The sequence below is a fragment of the Nonomuraea mesophila genome, assembly GCF_004352805.1.
GTDB lineage: Bacteria > Actinomycetota > Actinomycetes > Streptosporangiales > Streptosporangiaceae > Nonomuraea > Nonomuraea longispora.
Genome location: NZ_SMLD01000187.1, coordinates 1 through 17,492 on the forward strand (window position 1 = coordinate 1; position 17,492 = coordinate 17,492).

Annotated in this window: 17 protein-coding genes; 8 read left to right on the forward strand and 9 right to left on the reverse strand. The window is 70.0% G+C overall.

What is annotated here, in order from left to right:
• Positions 1–140: 140 nt before the first annotated feature.
• Positions 141–1,016, reverse strand: coding sequence for an HhH-GPD family protein (locus E1295_RS40850; RefSeq protein ID WP_132639501.1), 876 nt, complete (start codon positions 1,014–1,016; stop codon positions 141–143).
• A gap of 354 nt (positions 1,017–1,370) precedes the next feature.
• On the opposite strand from E1295_RS40850, the gene E1295_RS40855 reads away from it, so the two are divergent.
• On the forward strand, positions 1,371–2,033 hold the full coding sequence (locus E1295_RS40855) for a hypothetical protein (protein WP_246080967.1): 663 nt from the start codon (positions 1,371–1,373) through the stop codon (positions 2,031–2,033).
• Positions 2,034–2,152: 119 nt separating this feature from the next.
• On the opposite strand, the gene disA is transcribed toward E1295_RS40855, so the two are convergent.
• From disA to E1295_RS40890, 7 genes are all read right to left on the reverse strand, one after another.
• Entirely contained in the window at positions 2,153–3,253 is a 1,101-nt protein-coding gene (gene disA, locus E1295_RS40860; RefSeq protein ID WP_342775957.1) for a DNA integrity scanning diadenylate cyclase DisA, read from the reverse strand.
• A 17-nt stretch (positions 3,254–3,270) separates the two neighbouring features.
• On the reverse strand, positions 3,271–4,674 hold the full coding sequence (radA, locus tag E1295_RS40865; protein ID WP_181958122.1) for a DNA repair protein RadA: 1,404 nt from the start codon (positions 4,672–4,674) through the stop codon (positions 3,271–3,273).
• Between the two features lie 90 nt (positions 4,675–4,764).
• Positions 4,765–6,942 (reverse strand): M20/M25/M40 family metallo-hydrolase, encoded by a 2,178-nt coding sequence (locus tag E1295_RS40870; RefSeq protein WP_132639507.1) that lies wholly within the window; start codon positions 6,940–6,942, stop codon positions 4,765–4,767.
• Positions 6,943–7,305: 363 nt separating this feature from the next.
• A complete protein-coding gene (locus E1295_RS40875) occupies positions 7,306–8,355 on the reverse strand; it encodes a WD40 repeat domain-containing protein (RefSeq protein ID WP_132639510.1) in 1,050 nt (349 codons plus the stop codon).
• Between the two features lie 176 nt (positions 8,356–8,531).
• Complete coding sequence (trxA, locus tag E1295_RS40880) at positions 8,532–8,837, reverse strand: thioredoxin (protein WP_132639512.1); 306 nt, start codon at positions 8,835–8,837, stop codon at positions 8,532–8,534.
• Positions 8,838–8,839: 2 nt separating this feature from the next.
• Positions 8,840–9,208, reverse strand: coding sequence for a MerR family transcriptional regulator (locus tag E1295_RS40885; protein ID WP_132639514.1), 369 nt, complete (start codon positions 9,206–9,208; stop codon positions 8,840–8,842).
• Positions 9,209–9,249: 41 nt separating this feature from the next.
• Positions 9,250–9,948 carry a class I SAM-dependent methyltransferase gene (locus E1295_RS40890; RefSeq protein WP_132639516.1) on the reverse strand — a complete coding sequence of 233 codons (699 nt, stop codon included), beginning with the start codon at positions 9,946–9,948 and terminating at the stop codon, positions 9,250–9,252.
• A 136-nt stretch (positions 9,949–10,084) separates the two neighbouring features.
• On the opposite strand from E1295_RS40890, the gene E1295_RS40895 reads away from it, so the two are divergent.
• The 7 genes from E1295_RS40895 to E1295_RS40925 all read left to right on the forward strand — a co-directional run bounded on the left by E1295_RS40895 (position 10,085) and on the right by E1295_RS40925 (position 16,868).
• Positions 10,085–10,894, forward strand: a complete 810-nt coding sequence (locus tag E1295_RS40895) for a sugar phosphate isomerase/epimerase family protein (RefSeq protein ID WP_132639518.1) — start codon at positions 10,085–10,087, stop codon at positions 10,892–10,894.
• Complete coding sequence (locus E1295_RS40900) at positions 10,891–11,664, forward strand: class I SAM-dependent methyltransferase (protein WP_246080971.1); 774 nt, start codon at positions 10,891–10,893, stop codon at positions 11,662–11,664. Before E1295_RS40895 ends, E1295_RS40900 begins: the two co-directional genes overlap by 4 nt.
• Positions 11,661–12,269: a TetR/AcrR family transcriptional regulator gene (locus tag E1295_RS40905; RefSeq protein ID WP_246080973.1), complete on the forward strand. Its 609-nt coding sequence runs from the start codon at positions 11,661–11,663 to the stop codon at positions 12,267–12,269. The genes E1295_RS40900 and E1295_RS40905 overlap by 4 nt, the downstream gene beginning before the upstream one ends.
• A gap of 138 nt (positions 12,270–12,407) precedes the next feature.
• Entirely contained in the window at positions 12,408–14,513 is a 2,106-nt protein-coding gene (locus E1295_RS40910) for a (Fe-S)-binding protein (protein WP_132639520.1), read from the forward strand.
• Between the two features lie 149 nt (positions 14,514–14,662).
• Positions 14,663–15,475, forward strand: a complete 813-nt coding sequence (locus tag E1295_RS40915) for a hypothetical protein (RefSeq protein ID WP_132639528.1) — start codon at positions 14,663–14,665, stop codon at positions 15,473–15,475.
• Positions 15,472–16,539 (forward strand): glycosyltransferase, encoded by a 1,068-nt coding sequence (locus tag E1295_RS40920; RefSeq protein WP_132639522.1) that lies wholly within the window; start codon positions 15,472–15,474, stop codon positions 16,537–16,539. The genes E1295_RS40915 and E1295_RS40920 overlap by 4 nt, the downstream gene beginning before the upstream one ends.
• 47 nt (positions 16,540–16,586) lie before the next feature.
• Entirely contained in the window at positions 16,587–16,868 is a 282-nt protein-coding gene (locus E1295_RS40925; RefSeq protein ID WP_132334374.1) for a metal-sensitive transcriptional regulator, read from the forward strand.
• A 158-nt stretch (positions 16,869–17,026) separates the two neighbouring features.
• Here E1295_RS40925 and E1295_RS49395 read toward each other — a convergent pair whose 3' ends face one another.
• Positions 17,027–17,188: a hypothetical protein gene (locus tag E1295_RS49395; RefSeq protein WP_165959714.1), complete on the reverse strand. Its 162-nt coding sequence runs from the start codon at positions 17,186–17,188 to the stop codon at positions 17,027–17,029.
• Positions 17,189–17,492: the final 304 nt, after the last annotated feature.

The window sequence follows — 17,492 nt, forward strand, 5'->3', positions numbered from 1 at the left end:
GTGGTGGGGGTGTGCGGCGGCGTTCTGGGTGTCGAGTCGGGTGGAAAGGTACGTGCGTTCTCGGGTCACGTGCTGTGTGGCCGGGTGAGGTGGGTTTCGTGTCCTGCCGATGCGGTGAGCCGGGGTCCGGGCGGCGGGGGTCAGGAGTGGGGGAGACGGTACGTGCCGTCGTCGAGGGGTTCGGCGAGGCCGTCGGCCACCAGGCCGTCCAGGGCGCGTTCGCGCTGCACCGCGTCGTCCCACACGGCGTCGAGTGCCGCCTTCGGAACCGGTCCGTGAGCTGACCGGAGCACATCGAGGAGGCGACCGCGGCACTGGCGGTCGGTGCCCGCGTACGTCTGGCCCCTTCGGGCGGGGCCGGTGTGCGGCGGCTTGCCGGCCAGCCGCCACGCGCACAGGTGGGTGATCGGGCAGTCGGCGCAGCGCGGCGCGCGGGCCGTACAGACGAGGGCGCCGAGCTCCATCACCGCCACGCCCCAGCGGGGCGCGTCCAGCTCGGGCAGGAGTGCCTCCGCCAGCCGCCGCTCCGCCGCCGAGGTGGCCGTGGGCGGGTATTCCTCGGCGCGCACCGCCCGCGCGAACACTCTGCGCACGTTGGTGTCGAGCACGGGATGGCGGCCGCCGTAGGCGAAGCTGGCGACCGCGGCGGCGGTGTATTCGCCGATGCCGGGCAGCGACAGCAGGGTGGCGTGGTCGGACGGCACCTCGCCGCCGTGCTCCTCCGTGACGGCCCTGGCACACGCGTGCAGCCGCAGCGCCCTGCGTGGATAGCCGAGCCGGCCCCAGTGGCGTACGGCCTCGCCCGGCTGCTCGGCGGCCAGCGCCTTGGGCGTGGGCCAGCGGGTCATCCATTCGTGCCAGACGGGCAGGACGCGGGCGACCGGGGTCTGCTGGAGCATGATCTCGCTGACGAGCACGCCCCACGGTGTGGCGTCGGAGGCACGCCACGGGAGGTCCCGGGCGTTGTCGGCGTACCAGTCGAGAACGGGGGCGTGCAGGAGGTTCGGCTCAACCACGCGGTCAAGCGTATGCCGAGTTCGCGGCCTTCGGCGTGTCGTCACTCTTCGTGGCTGGACAATTACCATGCTGAGCGGTGTGACTCCTCCGCTCCCTGAAAGGGAGAGGCTTCTTGCTGAGTCGTCGGCACGACCTGGCGAAGGCGAGCCCTCACACACTGCTCGAGCGCGGCGGCCCGCTCGCTGGTGGGGCGCAACGGGGAGGTGAGCGAGCGACCTGCGCACACACGCTTCCCGACTCTCACGACCGGCAAGGCAACAGGAACCGACCAGATCGGAAGGGAGGGAGCGCGGGGTCCTCCACCTGGTGAAGCAGGTGGGGAACACCGCGCGAACCCGATGGACCCGGATTCGATGCGCGGCGACGGCGGTGACGTCTACTGGCGGCGTCGGATGAGCGTGCTGGTGGCGGTTCTCGTCGTGGTGGCCGTGGTGGCGTGGGCGTGTTCGAGCGGCGGCAGCGGACCGGGCCGTACGTCGAGCGCGCAGTCGTCGCCCAGCCCCACGCCCAGCGCGGATCCGCTGCTCGCCGGGCTGCGTACGCTCGCTCTGGGCACGGCCAGCCCTACGCCGACGCCGACGGCCACCCCCACGCCGACTCCCGCCGCCGAGCAGAAGGAGCCAGGTCAGCCCTGCGCCGAGGAAGACCTGGTGCTGAGCCTCCAGAACGGCAAGGAGCAGATCTACGCGGGCGACGCCCGGCCCACCTTCCTGGTCACGCTGGTCAACACCGGGCCCGTGATGTGCACGGCCGACGTGGGGCCGCGGGCCATGGAGATCCGCATCACCTCGGGGGCGGACCGCATCTGGTCGAACGCCGACTGCGTGAGCGGATCGGGTACGGAGGTCGAGGAGCTCCAGCGGGGCGTGCCCCACGTGAGGTCGGTGGAGTGGGACCGCCGCCGCTCCAGCGCCGACTGCCCGGCCACCCCGGCGACCGCCCTGCCGGGCACGTACGTGGCCACCGCGCGCATGGGCCAACTCCGCAGCGGCAAGGGCGTCTTCCACCTGCGTTGATCCACGCAGTTCCCGGGCGCTCTGACGTAACGTTCGAGGATGGAGACCGGCGCTCAGACGTAACGTTCGAGGACGGGGACCGGCGCTCAGACGTAACGTTCGAGGACGGGGACCGGCGCTCAGACGTAACGTTCGAGGATGGAGGACTCGGCCAGGCGCGACAGGCCCTCCCGTACGCTGCGCGCCCTCGACTCTCCGACGCCGCCCACCGCCTGCAGGTCGTCGATGCTGGCGGCGAGCAGCTTCTGCAGCCCGCCGAAGTGGTTGACCAGGCGGTCGACCACGGTGGCGGGCAGGCGAGGCACCTTGGCGAGCAGCCGGAACCCCCGGGGGCTCACCGGGGTCTCGAGCATGTCGGTGCCGTTGTGGCCGAGCACCTGGGCGACCACCGCGAGGTCGAGCAGCTCGTTGCCGGACAACTTGTCGAGGTCGTGCAGGGCCTCGACCAGGCGGCGCTGGCGGCGGCCGGCGGGCGCGGGGAGGTAGTCGCGGATGACCAGCTCCCGCTCGGAGTCGACCCCGGCGACGAGCTCGTCGAGCTGCAGGGACAGCAGCCGGCCGTCGGTGCCCAGCTCGACGACATAGCCCTTGATCTCGTCGGAGATGCGCCTGACCATTTCGAGGCGTTGGGCGACGGCGGCCACGTCGCGGACCGTGACCAGGTCTTCGATCTCCAGGGCCGACAGGGTGCCGGAGACCTCGTCGAGACGGTGTTTGTACCGTTCGAGCGTGGCGAGGGCCTGGTTGGCCTTGGACAGGATGGCCGCCGACTCCTCAAGGACATAACGGATGCCGTCGAGGTAGAGGGCGATGATGCGCATCGACTTGCTGATGGCGATGATGGGCAGGCCGGTCTGCCGGGCGACGCGCTGGGCGGTGCGGTGGCGGGTGCCGGACTCGTCGGTGGGGATGGCGGGGTCGGGCACGAGGTGCACGGCGGCGCGCACGATCTTGTGGTCGCCGCTCACGACGATGGCGCCGTCCATCTTGGCCAGTTCGCGCAGCCGGGTGGCCGAGAAGTCGACGTCGAGCTCGAACCCGCCGCTGCAGACCTCTTCGACGACCCGGTTGTAGCCGAGCACGATCAGCCCGCCGGTCTGCCCGCGCAGGATGCGCTCCAGGCCGTCGCGCAGCGGAGTGCCCGGGGCCACAGCTGCCAGGGCTTCGCGACGACGGTCGTCAAGACTCCTATCCACCTGACCCCCGTGTCGATCGGTCACGCCCAGCTTAGCCTCGCTTAAGTGACGTGTGTGAGTGCGTCCCAGACGTTCTCCGCCTGGACGACCTCGAAACCGGGGGCGAACGCGACCGGCCCCACGGGCACGAGAGCACGCTGCCCGTTACGGCGACGGCCGCCCTCTTCGAGGGATCCGGCGGGCACGAGGGCGCGCTTGAAACCCATCCTGGCCGCCTCGGACAGCCGCCTGCGGACGTCCTTGACCGGACGCAGCTCGCCCGCCAGGCCGACCTCGCCAAGCGCCACCAGACCGGCGGGCAGCGGCTTGTCTCCCGCGGCGCTGGCGACGGCCAGCATGACCGACAAGTCGATGGCGGGATCGGCCAGCTTGATGCCGCCCACGGTGGCGGTGAACACGTCGCACCCGCCCAGCCGGGCGTTGAGCCGGCGCTCCAGCACGGCGAGGATCATCTGCACGCGGTAGGTGTCGAGCCCCGATGACGTGCGCCTGGGCTGCTGGGCGTCGGTGCGGGCCACCAGGGCCTGGACCTCGGCGGGCAGCGGGCGGGTGCCCTCGACCGTGACGGTGACGCAGGTGCCGGGCACCGGCTCGCTGCGCCGCGAGACGAACAGGCCGCTCGGGTCGGTGATGCCCTCGATGCCCCGCTCGTGCAGGTCGAAGCAGCCGACCTCGTCGGTCGGACCGAACCGGTTTTTGATCGCGCGCACCATGCGGAGCCTGGAATGGCGGTCGCCCTCGAAGTTGAGCACGACGTCGACCAGGTGCTCGAGCGTGCGCGGGCCGGCGATCGAGCCCTCCTTGGTGACGTGGCCGACGAGCACGGTCGCCATGTTGCGCTCCTTGGCCAAACGCACGAGGTTGGCGGCCACCTCGCGAACCTGCGTGACCCCTCCGGGCACGCCGGTGGCCTGGGCGGAGCCCACCGTCTGCACCGAGTCGACCACCAGCATGGTCGGCTGCACCTTGTCGACGTGGGTGACCAGGGCCGACAGCTCGGTCTCCGCGGCGAGGTAGAGGCGGTCCTGGATGGCGCCGATGCGGTCGGCGCGCAGGCGCACCTGGGCCGCCGACTCCTCGCCCGTCACGTAGAGGACCGTCTCGCGCTCGGCGACGCGGGCCGCGGCCTCCAGCAGGAGCGTGGACTTGCCGATGCCCGGCTCACCCGCCAGCAGCACGACCGCTCCCGGCACGAGGCCGCCGCCGAGCACCCGGTCGAGCTCGGCGACGCCGGTGGTGCGGGCGGTCGCCACCTCGGCCTTGACCTGGCCGATCGGCAGGGCGGGGGCGGTGGTGGCGCCGGCCTGGACGACGCTGACGCCCCGGGCGCCTTCCTCGTCGACCGTGCCCCACGCCTGGCACTCGCCGCACCGGCCGACCCATTTCGTGGTGCGCCAGCCGCACTCGGCGCAGCGGTATCCGGGTTTCGGGGCAGTCTTGGCCATGCGGAGCAGGCTAGCGGCAGGCACCGACAATCTTCGAGCCACGCCACGGGCGTCACACCGTCACCTCACGAAACCCGCCCCGCCAGGACGTCACACCGTCACCTCGCGGAACACCGTGGTCTGCGGCCCCATGACGGCGCTCTCGGGAGGCGGCCGGTATCCCGGCACCACGGACAGGTCAAAGCCCCGCCCGAAGACGCGGATCCGCGTCCGGTCACCGGCCGGCACCACGAGGGTGACCTCCAGCGGCCCGGCGGGCGCGTGATAGCTGAACCCGTTTCCCGTCCGCAGCTCCCTCCCGTCGACCACGAGGGGGCCCAGGCGCGATTCGACACTGAGCCCTACCAGGGGTGTGCCCGCGGGGGTGAGCCGGAGGGTCAGCGTGCGTTTGCCCGCAGAACTTTCGTCCTTGAGCACCTTGAGGGCGGGCGCGCGCAGAACGGTGGCCATCGGGGCCGGCTCGGTCGCCCAACCGTCCTGGCCGAACCACCGCTTCCCGGCGCCACCCGCCTCATCGGTGAACCTGCCCCAGACGGCTTGCCCGCTGCCCTCGTCCATCGCGTAGGCCAGCCGGACCTGCCGCGGATGCTCGGCGTCGAACCGGTCCACCGCCAGCCCGGCCACGACCAGCCCCACCGCGGTGACGGCCGCCGCCACCGGCAGGCCGCGTACGCGTACGCGATCGATGAGCGGCAGCAACAGCAGCAGCATGAGCGCGAAGTGCGGCGCCGCGAGCACCCCGCCGATCTGCAGCCCGACGTCCAGCGAGCCCACCGCGGTGCCCCCCAGCAGCACGACGGCGGGGGCCGACCCCAGGGTCAGCGCCAGCACCTGCCACCCGTCACCGCGCACGCGCCGAGCCACCAGCCACCCCACCGCCGCGAACAGCGCCGGCCAGGTCAGCGTGTGCGAGCCGCCGGGTGACAACACGGCGAACAGCACGCCGAGCAGCGCCACCAGCAGCACCGGCGAGGCCCCGCGCAGGAACCGGCGGGCGGCCAGGACGAGGGCGAGGGTGAGGACCAGCAGGCCCGCTTGGTACAACCACGGCCGGTAGGGGTCGCCCGCCAGCATGCCGGCGTATTCGGGCCTGATGAGCTGGAGCAGCGGCCACAGGCCGAGACCGGCCGCGGCGGAGACGGCGACGAGCACCAGCCCGAGCCCGGTCGCCGCGAACGTGCGCGGCAGGGACACCGCCTCGTTCAGGGGCGGCGGGAAAGAGCCGGGGCGCCGGCGCAGGACCCAGACCAGCACGCCCGCCAGCACCAGCGTGGCGCCTGCGACGATCGGCTCCAGCCAGGCCGGATAGCGCACCAGCAGACCGGGGACGGTGAAGTAGACCAGCTCGCCGCCGGACGTCAGCGTGTCGAGGTCGATCTGCGCCAGGGCACGGATGAGGGCCAGCGAGTTGTCGCCCATCTGCTGCAACGAGCCCTGGTCGAGGTGCTCGGGGTCGTCGAGGGGTGAGTGGTAGTAGGCCCCGCCTCCGACGAACGCCGAGTCGATGCCCAGCCAGCCCGCCCGGCCGAAGACGTGGAAGTCGGTGTTGTTCGGCAGCACGCTCATGACCGCGGCGAACGCCGAGTCGGCCGACGGGTGCGGCGCGACGGCGGCGTACAGGGACATGAGCGGCGCGGCGCCGGGTGAGGTGCGGAAGGCCTGCACGGTGCCGCGGTTGCCGCGCGCCTCGTTGTTGAGCACCACGACGGGGCCGGCGCCAGGAAGCCCCTCCTTCGCGATGGCCTCCGCGCCGAGCAGGCCGTCCTCCTCGCCGTCGGTGAGCAGAAAGACCACGTCGTTCCTGGCCCTGTCGGGAAGTGCCCTGGCGACCTCGAGGATCGTGGCCACGCCCGCGCCGTCGTCGGAGGCGCCGGGGCCCGCGGCCACCGAGTCGTAGTGGGCGGCGAGGACCACCTTGCCCGTCGGGTCGGTGCCCGGCCGGGTGGCGACGATGGTGCGCATCCGGCCCATGGGGACGGCGTCGTCGTAGTCGTCGAGCGGCAGGACGCCGACACCTTCCTGCACGCGCACGTCAAGACCGAGCCGGCGCAGCTCGGCGATCAGGTGATCGCGCACCCGTGCGTGCTCCGCGGAGCCGACCGGGTGGGGCGCCCTGGCGATGGTCTTGAGGTGCTCGTGGGCCCGGGCGGCGCTGAACGAGCCGGCGGGCGCGTCGGCGGCGAGCGGCGCGGGGGGTGCGAGGTCGACGAGGGTGACCGCGAGCAGCGCCGCGAGCGCGAGCAGTCCGAGCAGGGCGTGGCGGGCCATGCGGCAACGGTAGGCTCCACGGCCCGCCCAGCGAATCAACCCGTGGGACGATCTTGCACGTCAGCCGAAGGGTTTACGCCAGGCGCGCCCCGTGACCCACGTCAGGCCCTCCCCGTGCCTCTGTCGGGCTCTGTGGCTCACGTCGGGTCCTCGGCGCCTTGGAGGGCGCGCAGATAGGCGTGGTGGGGGACCCGGCAACAGAACGGGCACAGGTCCTGGTGATCATGGAGCTGCGTTTCTGATGAACATCCTGGACGGCCTTCGACCTCGGGCCGTTACCCGACGACATCCGCCGAGCACGGACCAACCACCGCTGGGACGAACGCCCGAACCGCTGCCCATGACCAAACGCCCATCCGCCCTCTACAACGGGAACTCCCAGAGGTGGACTGAGTCGTTGTGAGCACTACTGATGATCACTGGGCGGCTGTCAAGATCGGCCACCCGCAGTCCGAACACCTTGCTGCGGTGCCCCTGGAGCGGCTGGCCCAGCAACCGGCGCTCGGCCAGGTCCCACACGCAGATGGCACCGTCCATCGCGCCGGTGACGGCGAACGTACGACCGTAGACGGTGCCCGCGGTCAAGCAACTGATCTCGCCCCCGGGCACGGTGAAGGCTTCGCCCCAACGGCTGGATTCGGGGTCTCCCAGCACGAGGCTCTGCCCGCCCGCTGCGACCACCCACATACGACCGTCGACCGAGGCCAGGGCGAACTCGGTGGGCTTCTCCTTGAGGTCGTCGAATTCGACCAGGTGCCGTTCTTCCTCGACGTCCCACACCAGCACGCCACCATCCCGGCCACCAGCCACCACGACCGGCCGGCCTGCCAGTAGCCCCGCCGCGGCGGCGCTACTGGCGCCCGACTGGCATTCCAGCTCCTCAATGTCCACGAGAGAGTCATAAGGCGAGGGCCGCTCCGGCTCTGTCACCGAATCGTCCTCATCGTCAAGGTCGGCAGCGTCGTCATCCCAGTCCTCCGGCTCGGCATCGGACGGGTCCCACAACTGCACGCCCCAAGTGCCCACGAATCCCACGAGCAATATCGAGCGATCACCGAGATCGGCCCTGACCACCGAGCCCGTGCCGCCCTCCTGTGCGCTCAGCCGAACCTTGCCCGTCTCCAGATCCCACATGGCGAAGCCTTGGTGGTCGCCTCCGCCGCCGATCACGATCCGGCCGTCCACCACCGCAGCACCGATCGCAGTGAGGTCCGTGGCCGGGAAGCGCTCGTCCACGATGTCGAGCTCGTGAATGGTCCAGCGGTCGCCGGCCGGATCCCAGGTGCACGCACGCCGGTCTTGCACGTGGCTCCCGACGAGGATCAACTTGCCGTCGAGAGTGACGAGATCGAAGTCCACGATCTCGTGGCACGACGGAGGCAGGCTGGAGATCAGGGGAGAGTGAACGGCCATGCGAACATCCTGGCAACCTCCTCTGACAATTGGCTCGCCAACCGTCTGCTCAGCACACCGATCCGGACGGCGGCCAGCCGCCTATCCGCGCGACCCCTCAGTCGGCTTTCGTGGGTCTCGTCGAGTCGTCCGGGGGTTACGTCAGTCGTCCGGGGGTCACGTCGGACGTCCGTGGCTCAAGTCAGGCCCAGTTCCGCGACCAGCATGCGCTTCGGCTTGGCCCCCACGATCTGCTTGACCGGCTCGCCGTTCTCGAACAACAGCATCGTCGGCACCGCCATCACGCCGTACCGGGCCATGATCTCGGGGTGCGCGTCGGTGTCGAGCTTGCCGATCGTCAGGCCGTGCTCGGCCTCGATCTGCTCGAGTACGGGGCCCACCATCCGGCACGGCCCGCACCACTCGGCCCAGAACTCCACCAGCACCGGCTTGTCGTTCCTGAGCACCTGCTCCTCGTAGTTGTCAGTGGTCAATGTGATCATCGTCATCCCCTTACGAAGCAACCAGGACAGGACTGCGCGAGCTGGGCGGCCACCTCCGCACGGCGGGCCAGCAGGGCGCGGATGTCATCGTCGATCTCCTTGAGCTTGCGCTCGTAGACCTCGACCGACTCGGCGCACGCGCCTCCCGAGCTGTGCCCACGGCGCAGGCAGTCGAGGAACGGCCGGGTGTCCTCCAGGGTGAAGCCCACGCTGAGCAGCGCCCTGATCTCGGAGACCAGCCTGACGTCCTCCTCGTTGTAGTCGCGGTAGCCGTTGGCCGTGCGGCGGGCGCTGAGCAGACCGTGCTGCTCGTAGTAGCGGAGCGAGCGAGCGCTCACTCCCGTGCGTTCCGCCAGCTCTCCGATGCGCATACGACCACGGTAAACATTGACACCGACGTCAAGGTCAAGCCCTAGAAGTGGCGCCAGCGCAGCACGTTCGGATAGGGGATCTCCAGACCGGGGGTCTCGGCGATGGCCTGCTCGGCCACCTCGGGAGCGAACTCGATGCGCAGCACCGCCTCCAGGTCCGCCCGCCGCTCGAAGGCCATCCTGAGGTCGAGCGGCCGACGCTGCCAGCCGTGCCGGACCCAGAACGCCTCGACGTCGCGCGGCGAGTAGGTGGGTACGGTGTGCGAGAACCAGCGGCCGAACGATCCCCGCGTCGCGTCGAGGTCGAGCACGAAGGCCGCGCCGCCGCGGCGTACGACCCTGGACAGCTCGCGCAGCCCTGGCTCGCAGCCGGGGCCGAAGAAGTACGCCCAGCGCGCCATCGCCACGTCCACGCTCGCGTCGGGCAGCGGCAGGTCCTGGGCGGCGGCGGCGTGCACGGTCACGTTGGCGAGGCCGGCGCAGCGGCGGCGGGCCAGGGCGGCCAGGTCGCCGTGCGGCTCGACGCCGACGACGCGGGAGGCGGAGGCGGCCAGGACCGGCAGGTGGTAGCCGGTGCCGCAGCCGATGTCGAGCACGGTCGCGCCGTCCCAGGGGCGCAGCTCCCGCATCGCCGCGTCGGCCGCGCCCTCGGGGTCGACGGCGCGGTTCTCCAGCTCGTAGATCTGCGGCGCGTTCCAGATGTTCGGGCTGGGGATCGCACCGTTCGCTATCCGTGCCATGGCCCCAACGCTAGGCGCTGCGCGACCCGCGGCGGGCCGCTCTGATTGCGCCCGCGTGACGGTTGCGGGCCGCCCGACACAGGCTCGTCACATGGGCTCGCGCGCCAGATCGGCGTGACCCGCTTAGGCTGGCAACGTGGCTGATGTCATCCGCGTGCCCAATGCGAAGATCGCATTGTCCACTGCTTCGGTATATCCGGAACGCACTCCAGACGCGTTCGAGCTGGCCGCACGCCTGGGCTATGACGGCGTCGAGGTCATGGTCGGCGCCGACCCCGTGAGCCAGGACATCGACGTGATCGAGCGGCTCTCCGACCACTACGAGCTGCCCGTCCTGGCCATCCACGCCCCCTGCCTGCTGGTCACCCAGCGGGTGTGGGGCCGCGATCCCTGGGCGAAGCTGGTCAAGGCGCAGAAGGCGGCCGAACGCCTGGGCGCCTCCACGGTCGTGGTCCATCCGCCGTTCCGCTGGCAGCGCGACTACGCGCGCGATTTCGAGAACGGCCTGGCGAGGATGCGCGACGAGACCGACGTCGTCTTCGCGGTGGAGAACATGTTCCCGCTGCGCGCCAGGGGCAACGACGTGGTCCCCTACTCGCCCGACTGGAATCCGATCGACTACGCCTTCCCCCAGGTCACGCTCGACCTGTCGCACACGGCCGTGTCGGGCTCCGACGCCATGGAGATGGCCGTCAAGCTGGGCGATCGGCTGGCCCACCTGCACCTGGCCGATGGCTTGGGGGTGACCAACAAGGACGAGCATCTGGTGCCGGGCCGGGGCAACCAGCCGTGCGCGCCGATCCTGGAGCGGCTGGCGGGCAACGGCTACTCGGGGCTGGTCGTGCTCGAGATCAACACCCGCAAGGCGGCCAGCCGCACCGAGCGCATCGACGACCTCGCCGAGGCGCTGGCCTTCGCCCGCCTGCACCTGGCGGCGTCCACGTGAACACCGGGCCGATCAAGGATCTGGGCAGGGTGTTCGACCGGGTGGCCGACGCGTACGACGCGGGCAGGCCCGCCTATCCCGACGAGCTCTACCGCGCGCTCACCGAGGTGACCGGCGTCGACCTCGACGGCGCCACCGTGGTCGACGTGGGCGCCGGCACCGGCATCATGACGCGGGCGCTGAGGTCGCGCGGGGCGCGGGTCCTCGCGGTCGACCCGGGCGCCGAGATGCTGGCCAGGCTCGTGTCGCGCAGCGGCGAGGAGGAGGGTGCGCCCGTCACGGCCCTGCTGGCCGACGGCAACACCCTGCCGCTGGCCGGCGGCGTCGCCGACCTGGTGATCTACGCCCAGTCGTGGCACTGGCTCGACCCGGTGGCCTCCATCGCCGAGGCGAGGCGGGTGCTGCGGCCAGGAAGCACGATCGCGGGCTGCTGGAACTTCGCGCACGCGGCGCAGGCGGAGTGGCTGGCCGCGTACGAAGCCCGGCTGGCGGAGGAGGTGCCCGCCTACTGGGGGCCGGCGGTCGAGCGGTGGTCGGCGCCGCCCATCGCCTCGGCCTTCGAGGTGGTCGAGGAGCGGTGGATCCCGTGGACCAGGCTGGTCGGCATCGAGGACTTCCTGCTCGGGCTGCGCTCCCATTCCTACATGGCGGCGTTGTCGCCCCGGCGGGCCGACGAGCTGGTGGAGCGGCAGCGGGCCGAGCTGCGTGAGGTCTTCCCCGAGGGTGTGCTGTCGGTGCCGATGCGGGTCTACCTGGCGGTGGGCCGGTGACGCGGGGGAAGGCCCCGGAGGAGATGGCGGCCAGGCGCCGGCCCGGGCGCAGGCCGGGCTCCGCCGACACGCGGGGCGAGATCCTGGCGGCGGCCAGGAAGGTGTTCGCGGAGAAGGGCTTCGACAAGGCGACCGTACGCGGCATCGCCAGGGAGGCGGGGGTCGACCCGGCCCTGGTGCACCACTATTTCGACACCAAGGAAGGCATGTTCGCGGCGGCCATGCAGTTGCCGATCACGCCGGAGGTGGTCGTTTCCCTGCTGCTGTCCGGCCCGCGCGAGGAGCTCGGCGAGCGGCTCGTCAGGATGCTCCTGGAGGTGACCGCCACGCCGGAGACTCGCGAGCCGATGGTGGCGCTCATCCGCTCGGCCATGACCAACGACCGGGCGCTCGTGATGTTCCGTGAGTTCATCGGCAACGCGCTGCTCCACCAGGTGGCCGACCGGCTCCAGGTGCCGCATCTGCGGATCGAGGCGGCCTTCGCCCAGATGTTCGGCGTGATCATGGGGCGCTATGTGATCGGGCTGGAGCCGCTGGCGAGCGCGAGCCATGACGAGCTGGTCGATTTGCTGGCGCCGACGATCCAGAGGTACTTCACAGTGTAGAGCATTGTTCTGTCAGCGGCGGTGACCATAGGGTATGTCGCGTACCACGGCAATGTTACCCGTGGGTAGGATCGCAGTGGAGGGCTGCGAAGCGGGTGACCGTACGCTGACAGCCAACGTCGTCTGTGGGAGGACCCCGTGCTCTGGGTAGCCATCATCGGGCTTGTCATGACCGTCCTGGCGGTGGCCGTCGCCGGCCGCCGGGTGCTGTTCCTGTACAAGCTCGCGACCGTGGGGCCACCTGCGCCCGAACGCGTCGAGTACGCCAGGACGCACGTGGCCGACGAGATCAAGGCGCAGCTCGTCGAGGTGTTCGGTCAGCGCAAGCTGCTCAAGTGGACCGCGTCGGGCGTCGCCCACTTCTTCGTCATGTGGGCGTTCTTCATTTTGCTGACCGTCTACGTCGAGGCGTACGGCGCGATCATCCAAGGGGCGATCACCGGCACGCCCGACTTCCACATTCCGCTCATCGGCACGTGGGGCGCGCTCGGCTTCCTCCAGGACTTCATCGCGGTGGCCTGTCTGCTCGGCCTGGTCGCCTTCGCGGTCATCAGGATCAGGAACTCGCCCAAGGCGCTCGGCCGCGACTCCCGCTTCTCCGGGTCCCACCTCGGCGGCGCGTGGCTCGTCCTGTTCATGATCTTCAACATCATCTGGACGCTCTTCCTGGCCCGCGGCGCGGCCGCCGCCAACGGCAACTTCCCCTACTCCTCGGGGGCGTTCGTCTCGCTCGCGCTCGGCGACGTGCTGCCGCGCAGCACGCTGCTGGAGGAGATCGGGCTGCTCCTGCACATCGGCTTCATGCTGGTGTTCCTGGTCATCGTGGTGAACTCCAAGCACCTCCACATCTTCACCGCGCCGCTCAACGTGCTCTTCTCCCGCCGTCCCGACGCCATGGGCGCGGCGGTCGAGATGCGCGTCGACGGCAAGCCGGTCGACTTCGAGGACGAGGACCTCGACCCCGAGCGGCTCGGCCGTGGCAAGATCGCCGACACCACGTGGAAGGGTTTCCTCGACTTCTACTCCTGCACCGAGTGCGGCCGCTGCCAGTCGCAGTGCCCGGCCTGGAACACCGACAAGCCGCTGTCGCCGAAGATGCTCATCCTCGACCAGCGCGACCACGCCTTCGCGGCGGCCCCCTACCTGATGGCCGCCGAGGCCGATCAGCAGCACAAGGACACCGACGTGCTGGCGCTGCTGAACAAGCCGCTCGTGGGCGAGGAAGGCGTCATCCACCCTGACGTGATCTGGTCGTGCACCAACTGCGGCGCCTGCGTCGAGCAGTGCCCCGTGGACATCGAGCACATCGACCACATCCTCGACATGCGCCGCTACCAGGTGATGGTCGAGTCGTCGTTCCCGTCCGAGGCGGGGGTGATGGTGAAGAACCTGGAGAACAAGGGCAACCCATGGGGCATGTCCGAGATGAAGCGGGCCGACTGGATCCAGGAGCTCGACTTCGAGGTCGAGGTGGTCGAGGACACGATGCCCGACGACGCCGAATACCTGTTCTGGGTGGGCTGCGCGGGCGCGCTCGAAGACCGTGCCAAGAAGACCACCAAGGCCGTGGCGGAGCTGCTGCACATCGCGGGTGTCAAATTCGCGGTGCTCGGCCCGATGGAGGCGTGCACCGGCGACCCCGCCCGGCGTCTCGGTATGGAATATCTGTTCAACATGCTCGCCCAGCAGAACATCGAGACGCTCAACGACGCGGGTGTGAAGAAGATCGTGGCGACCTGTCCCCACTGCTTCAACACCCTGGCCAACGAATATCCGCAGCTGGGCGGCACGTACGAGGTCGTGCACCACACACAGCTTCTGGCCAAGCTGGTGGACGAGGGCCTGCTCACCCCCGTCACGCCCATCGAGGAGAAGATCACTTATCACGACCCGTGCTTCCTCGGCCGCCACAACAAGGTCTATTCACAACCCCGCGACATCATGGCGAAGGTGCCGGGCGTCAAGACGCAGGAGATGCACCGCCACAAGGACCGCGGCTTCTGCTGCGGCGCCGGCGGCGCCCGCATGTGGATGGAGGAGCGGATCGGCAAGCGCATCAACACCGAGCGCGTCGACGAGGCTCTGACCACCGATCCTGACACCGTCTCGACCGCGTGCCCGTTCTGCATGGTGATGCTCGGCGACGCCATCAGCGAGAAGAAGAACAGCGGCGAGGCCAAGGAGTCGCTGGAAGTCGTGGACGTCGCCCAGCTGTTGATCAAATCGGTCAAGAGTGCGTCCTGACCACCCCAAGTCGGACTCCTTCACAGCCCTTGTGGAGGAGTTCCGCACGTCAATAGGGGTGAGGGACAGCAAATCTGGCATCCACATAACGGGAAAATCACGGTAACCTCAACGTCGCATGGCTCTATTCGACGGGGAGGGGGCTCGTGATGGGCGTCGTGGTGACGGACGCCGAAGTCACTCTGGCCGACGTTCTCTCCCTCCGGCTCGCCATCGACGAACCACTGCAGGACGGCACCGAACTGGTGTTGCGGCACCGCACCACGGGGGTCGAACGCGACGTGCTGCTCGGCACACCGGGCGCGCGGGCACGCGAGGCCACGCTCGCGGTCTCCCTCGCGCCGCTGGAGCTCAGTGCCGGACGCTGGGACGCCTATCTGCGCCGCGACGGCAAACGGGTCAGGCTGCGCAGCGTCGATCCCGGCTTCTCCCTCGACCATCTCGACGCGTACGCGCTGTGCAGACGCACCCTCGCCTACCGCTCCTACCGCACCCGCAACGGCTACCTGGCGCTGAAGATCTCCGAGGCGGAGCCGGTGGCGGAGGTGCGGGCCATCTGGTTCAGGGAAGGCCGCTTCGAGGTGATGGGCCTGCTGGCCTACACCGGGCTGGAGGACGACGACTGCCGCCACGAGGCGATGCTGACCCTCGATCGCAGGCAGACGAGCGCCCGGGTGTCGGCCACGGCCACCGTGCAGGGCGTACGCTTCCACGCGGCCGTCTCGCTCGTCGACGTCCTGGCGGCCGACCACGAGGAGGGGGAGGATCCCGCGAGCTTCGGCACGTGGGAACCGGCGCTCCAGGTGGAGGGAGTGGCCACGCCGATGAAGCTGGGGGCGCGGCTCGACGACGTCGACGGCAAACGGCGGCGGCTGCACTATCCGTCGGCCACGGTCGACGGCGTGCCGATCAGACCCTGCTACACCTCTGACGACGAGCTGCGGATCGAGGTGGGCGGATGAAGGTCAGCCTGGTCCTCACGTCCGCGTACGTCATGCGCGGCGACGTGCGCGCCACGCTCAACCTCGCCACCGCCCTCTCCGAACGCCACGACGTCGAAGTGATCAGCGTCAGGCGGCAGAAGGAGAAACCGTTCTTCCCCGTCGGCCCCGGCGTGTCCATGCGCAGCGTGATCGACGCCAGGCCGGGGGTCAGGCATCTGCTGCCGCGCGGCCAGGTGCGCACCGAGGTGGCGTTCTGGCGGATGTTGCGCAATCTCAGGACCGACGTCCTCATCACGACCAGGCCGGGGCTCAGCGTGCAGGCCGCCAGGCACGCGCCGCGCGAGATCCTCAAGATAGCCAAGGAGTGGGGCAGGCCGGCCGTGCCGGGCCCCGTGCAACGCTTCTACCCGCGCCTCAACGCCGTCGTGACGGCCACGGACTCCGCCCAGGAGGAGTGGGTGAAGCTCCTCGCCGGAGGGCCGCCCGTGCACGCCCTGCTGGACGCGCTGCCCGCCGCGCCGTGGCCGCGCTCGCGGATGGACAACAGGATCGTCGCGGCCGGCGGGCGCCTGGTGGCGGTCAAGGCGTACGACCGGCTGATCAGGGCGTTCGCCATCATCGTGGACAAGCGGCCCGACTGGGCGCTGCGGCTCTACGGCGGCGGCCCCGAGGAACGGCGGCTGCGCGCGCTCGTCAGCGAGCTCGGCCTGCACAACCACGTCTACTTCATGGGCACGACGCCCGACCTGGCCGGCGAGTTCGCCAAGGCGTCGATCGTGGCCAGCGCCTCGCGCGGCGACGACCTCGGCATGACGGTGCTGGAGGCCATGGGCTGCGGGGTGCCCGTGGTGGCGCTCGAAGGGGCCAGGGGGGCGAAGGAGTTCGTCGCGACGGGCTACAACGGGGTGCTGGTGCCCGACGTCGAGGCCGACCCGCAGCCGTACGCGGTGGCGCTGCTGGCGCTGATCGACGACGAGCGCAGGCGGCGCTCCCTCGCCGCGGGCGCGCTCGACACCGCGGTGCGCCACGCGGCCGACGAGGTCGCCGACCAGTGGGAGAAGCTGATCGCCGGCCTCAGGTGAGGTTTCCGGTCCGGCCCGGCGATACGGGTTACGGGTACCGTAGAAGCATGCATGGGTACAGCGGAGACAAGCAGGCCTATCTGACGCGACTCAGGCGGATCGAGGGGCAGATCCGTGGCCTGCAGCGCATGGTGGACGACGATGCCTACTGCATCGACGTGCTCACCCAGGTCTCCGCGGCCACGCGCGCGCTGCAGGCGGTGGCGCTGGGGTTGCTGGAGGAGCACATCTCCCACTGTGTGGCCGACGCGATCAACAACGGCGGTCCCGAGGCCGAGGCGAAGGTGAAGGAGGCCTCGGCGGCGATCGCCCGCCTCGTCCGCTCGTAGGGACCGATGGAGGCTAGTCCGTACGTAATGGGGACCTCGTCCGTACGTAGGAGGCGGGGTGGCGGGATGACTAGTTATGTGAAACCCCGGAAACCACCGTCCCGGACTCATCAGAGTCAGGAACCCGGTTCCCGGGGCCAGAAATTTACTGATCTTTACTAGTGACTCGCTGAAGTCCGCAATCCGAGCGCGTCGTCGAGTTCGTCCAAGGTCAGCCGCCGTTCACTGACTGCCACGGCGGTGAGCACCTCGGCGTAGAGCGCAATCTCGTCCAACGCGACACGGTCGTGGACCCGAGAGTCCAGGTCGTTGTGCCCCACCGCGTCGTCCTTTCCTTCCGCAGCCCACACCCTCTTCGAGGTTACGGCGAAGACCCTTCAGGCGACATGGCCCATCGGGGTCATTCCTTTCCGCGTCATGGGGGCCCCAGGGGGATCATTTCCCGAGGCGGAGATCACAATTCAGCGAATATCCTGTTATCGCAAGTGGGGGGACGATATAGGAGGAGTTAGGGTGAAATATCAGTATTAGTGCTTTACGTGTGACCTGTGTGACGATCGTCGCGTTCGTGAATGATCTTACGCACGAGTGCCGCCTGTCCCGCCAGCCCCCGCTCCGGCAGCT

Bases quoted from the DNA above. Each gene is read 5' to 3' on its own strand.
- E1295_RS40920 (WP_132639522.1), top strand. From the start codon at position 15,472: ATGAAGGTCAGCCTGGTCCTCACGTCCGCGTACGTCATGCGCGGCGAC.
- E1295_RS40915 (WP_132639528.1), top strand. From the start codon at position 14,663: ATGGGCGTCGTGGTGACGGACGCCGAAGTCACTCTGGCCGACGTTCTC.
- E1295_RS40885 (WP_132639514.1), bottom strand. From the start codon at position 9,208: ATGCGCATCGGAGAGCTGGCGGAACGCACGGGAGTGAGCGCTCGCTCG.
- E1295_RS40870 (WP_132639507.1), bottom strand. From the start codon at position 6,942: ATGGCCCGCCACGCCCTGCTCGGACTGCTCGCGCTCGCGGCGCTGCTC.
- E1295_RS40925 (WP_132334374.1), top strand. From the start codon at position 16,587: ATGCATGGGTACAGCGGAGACAAGCAGGCCTATCTGACGCGACTCAGG.
- E1295_RS40855 (WP_246080967.1), top strand. From the start codon at position 1,371: ATGCGCGGCGACGGCGGTGACGTCTACTGGCGGCGTCGGATGAGCGTG.
- E1295_RS40875 (WP_132639510.1), bottom strand. From the start codon at position 8,355: ATGGCCGTTCACTCTCCCCTGATCTCCAGCCTGCCTCCGTCGTGCCAC.
- radA (WP_181958122.1), bottom strand. From the start codon at position 4,674: ATGGCCAAGACTGCCCCGAAACCCGGATACCGCTGCGCCGAGTGCGGC.
- E1295_RS40890 (WP_132639516.1), bottom strand. From the start codon at position 9,948: ATGGCACGGATAGCGAACGGTGCGATCCCCAGCCCGAACATCTGGAAC.
- trxA (WP_132639512.1), bottom strand. From the start codon at position 8,837: ATGATCACATTGACCACTGACAACTACGAGGAGCAGGTGCTCAGGAAC.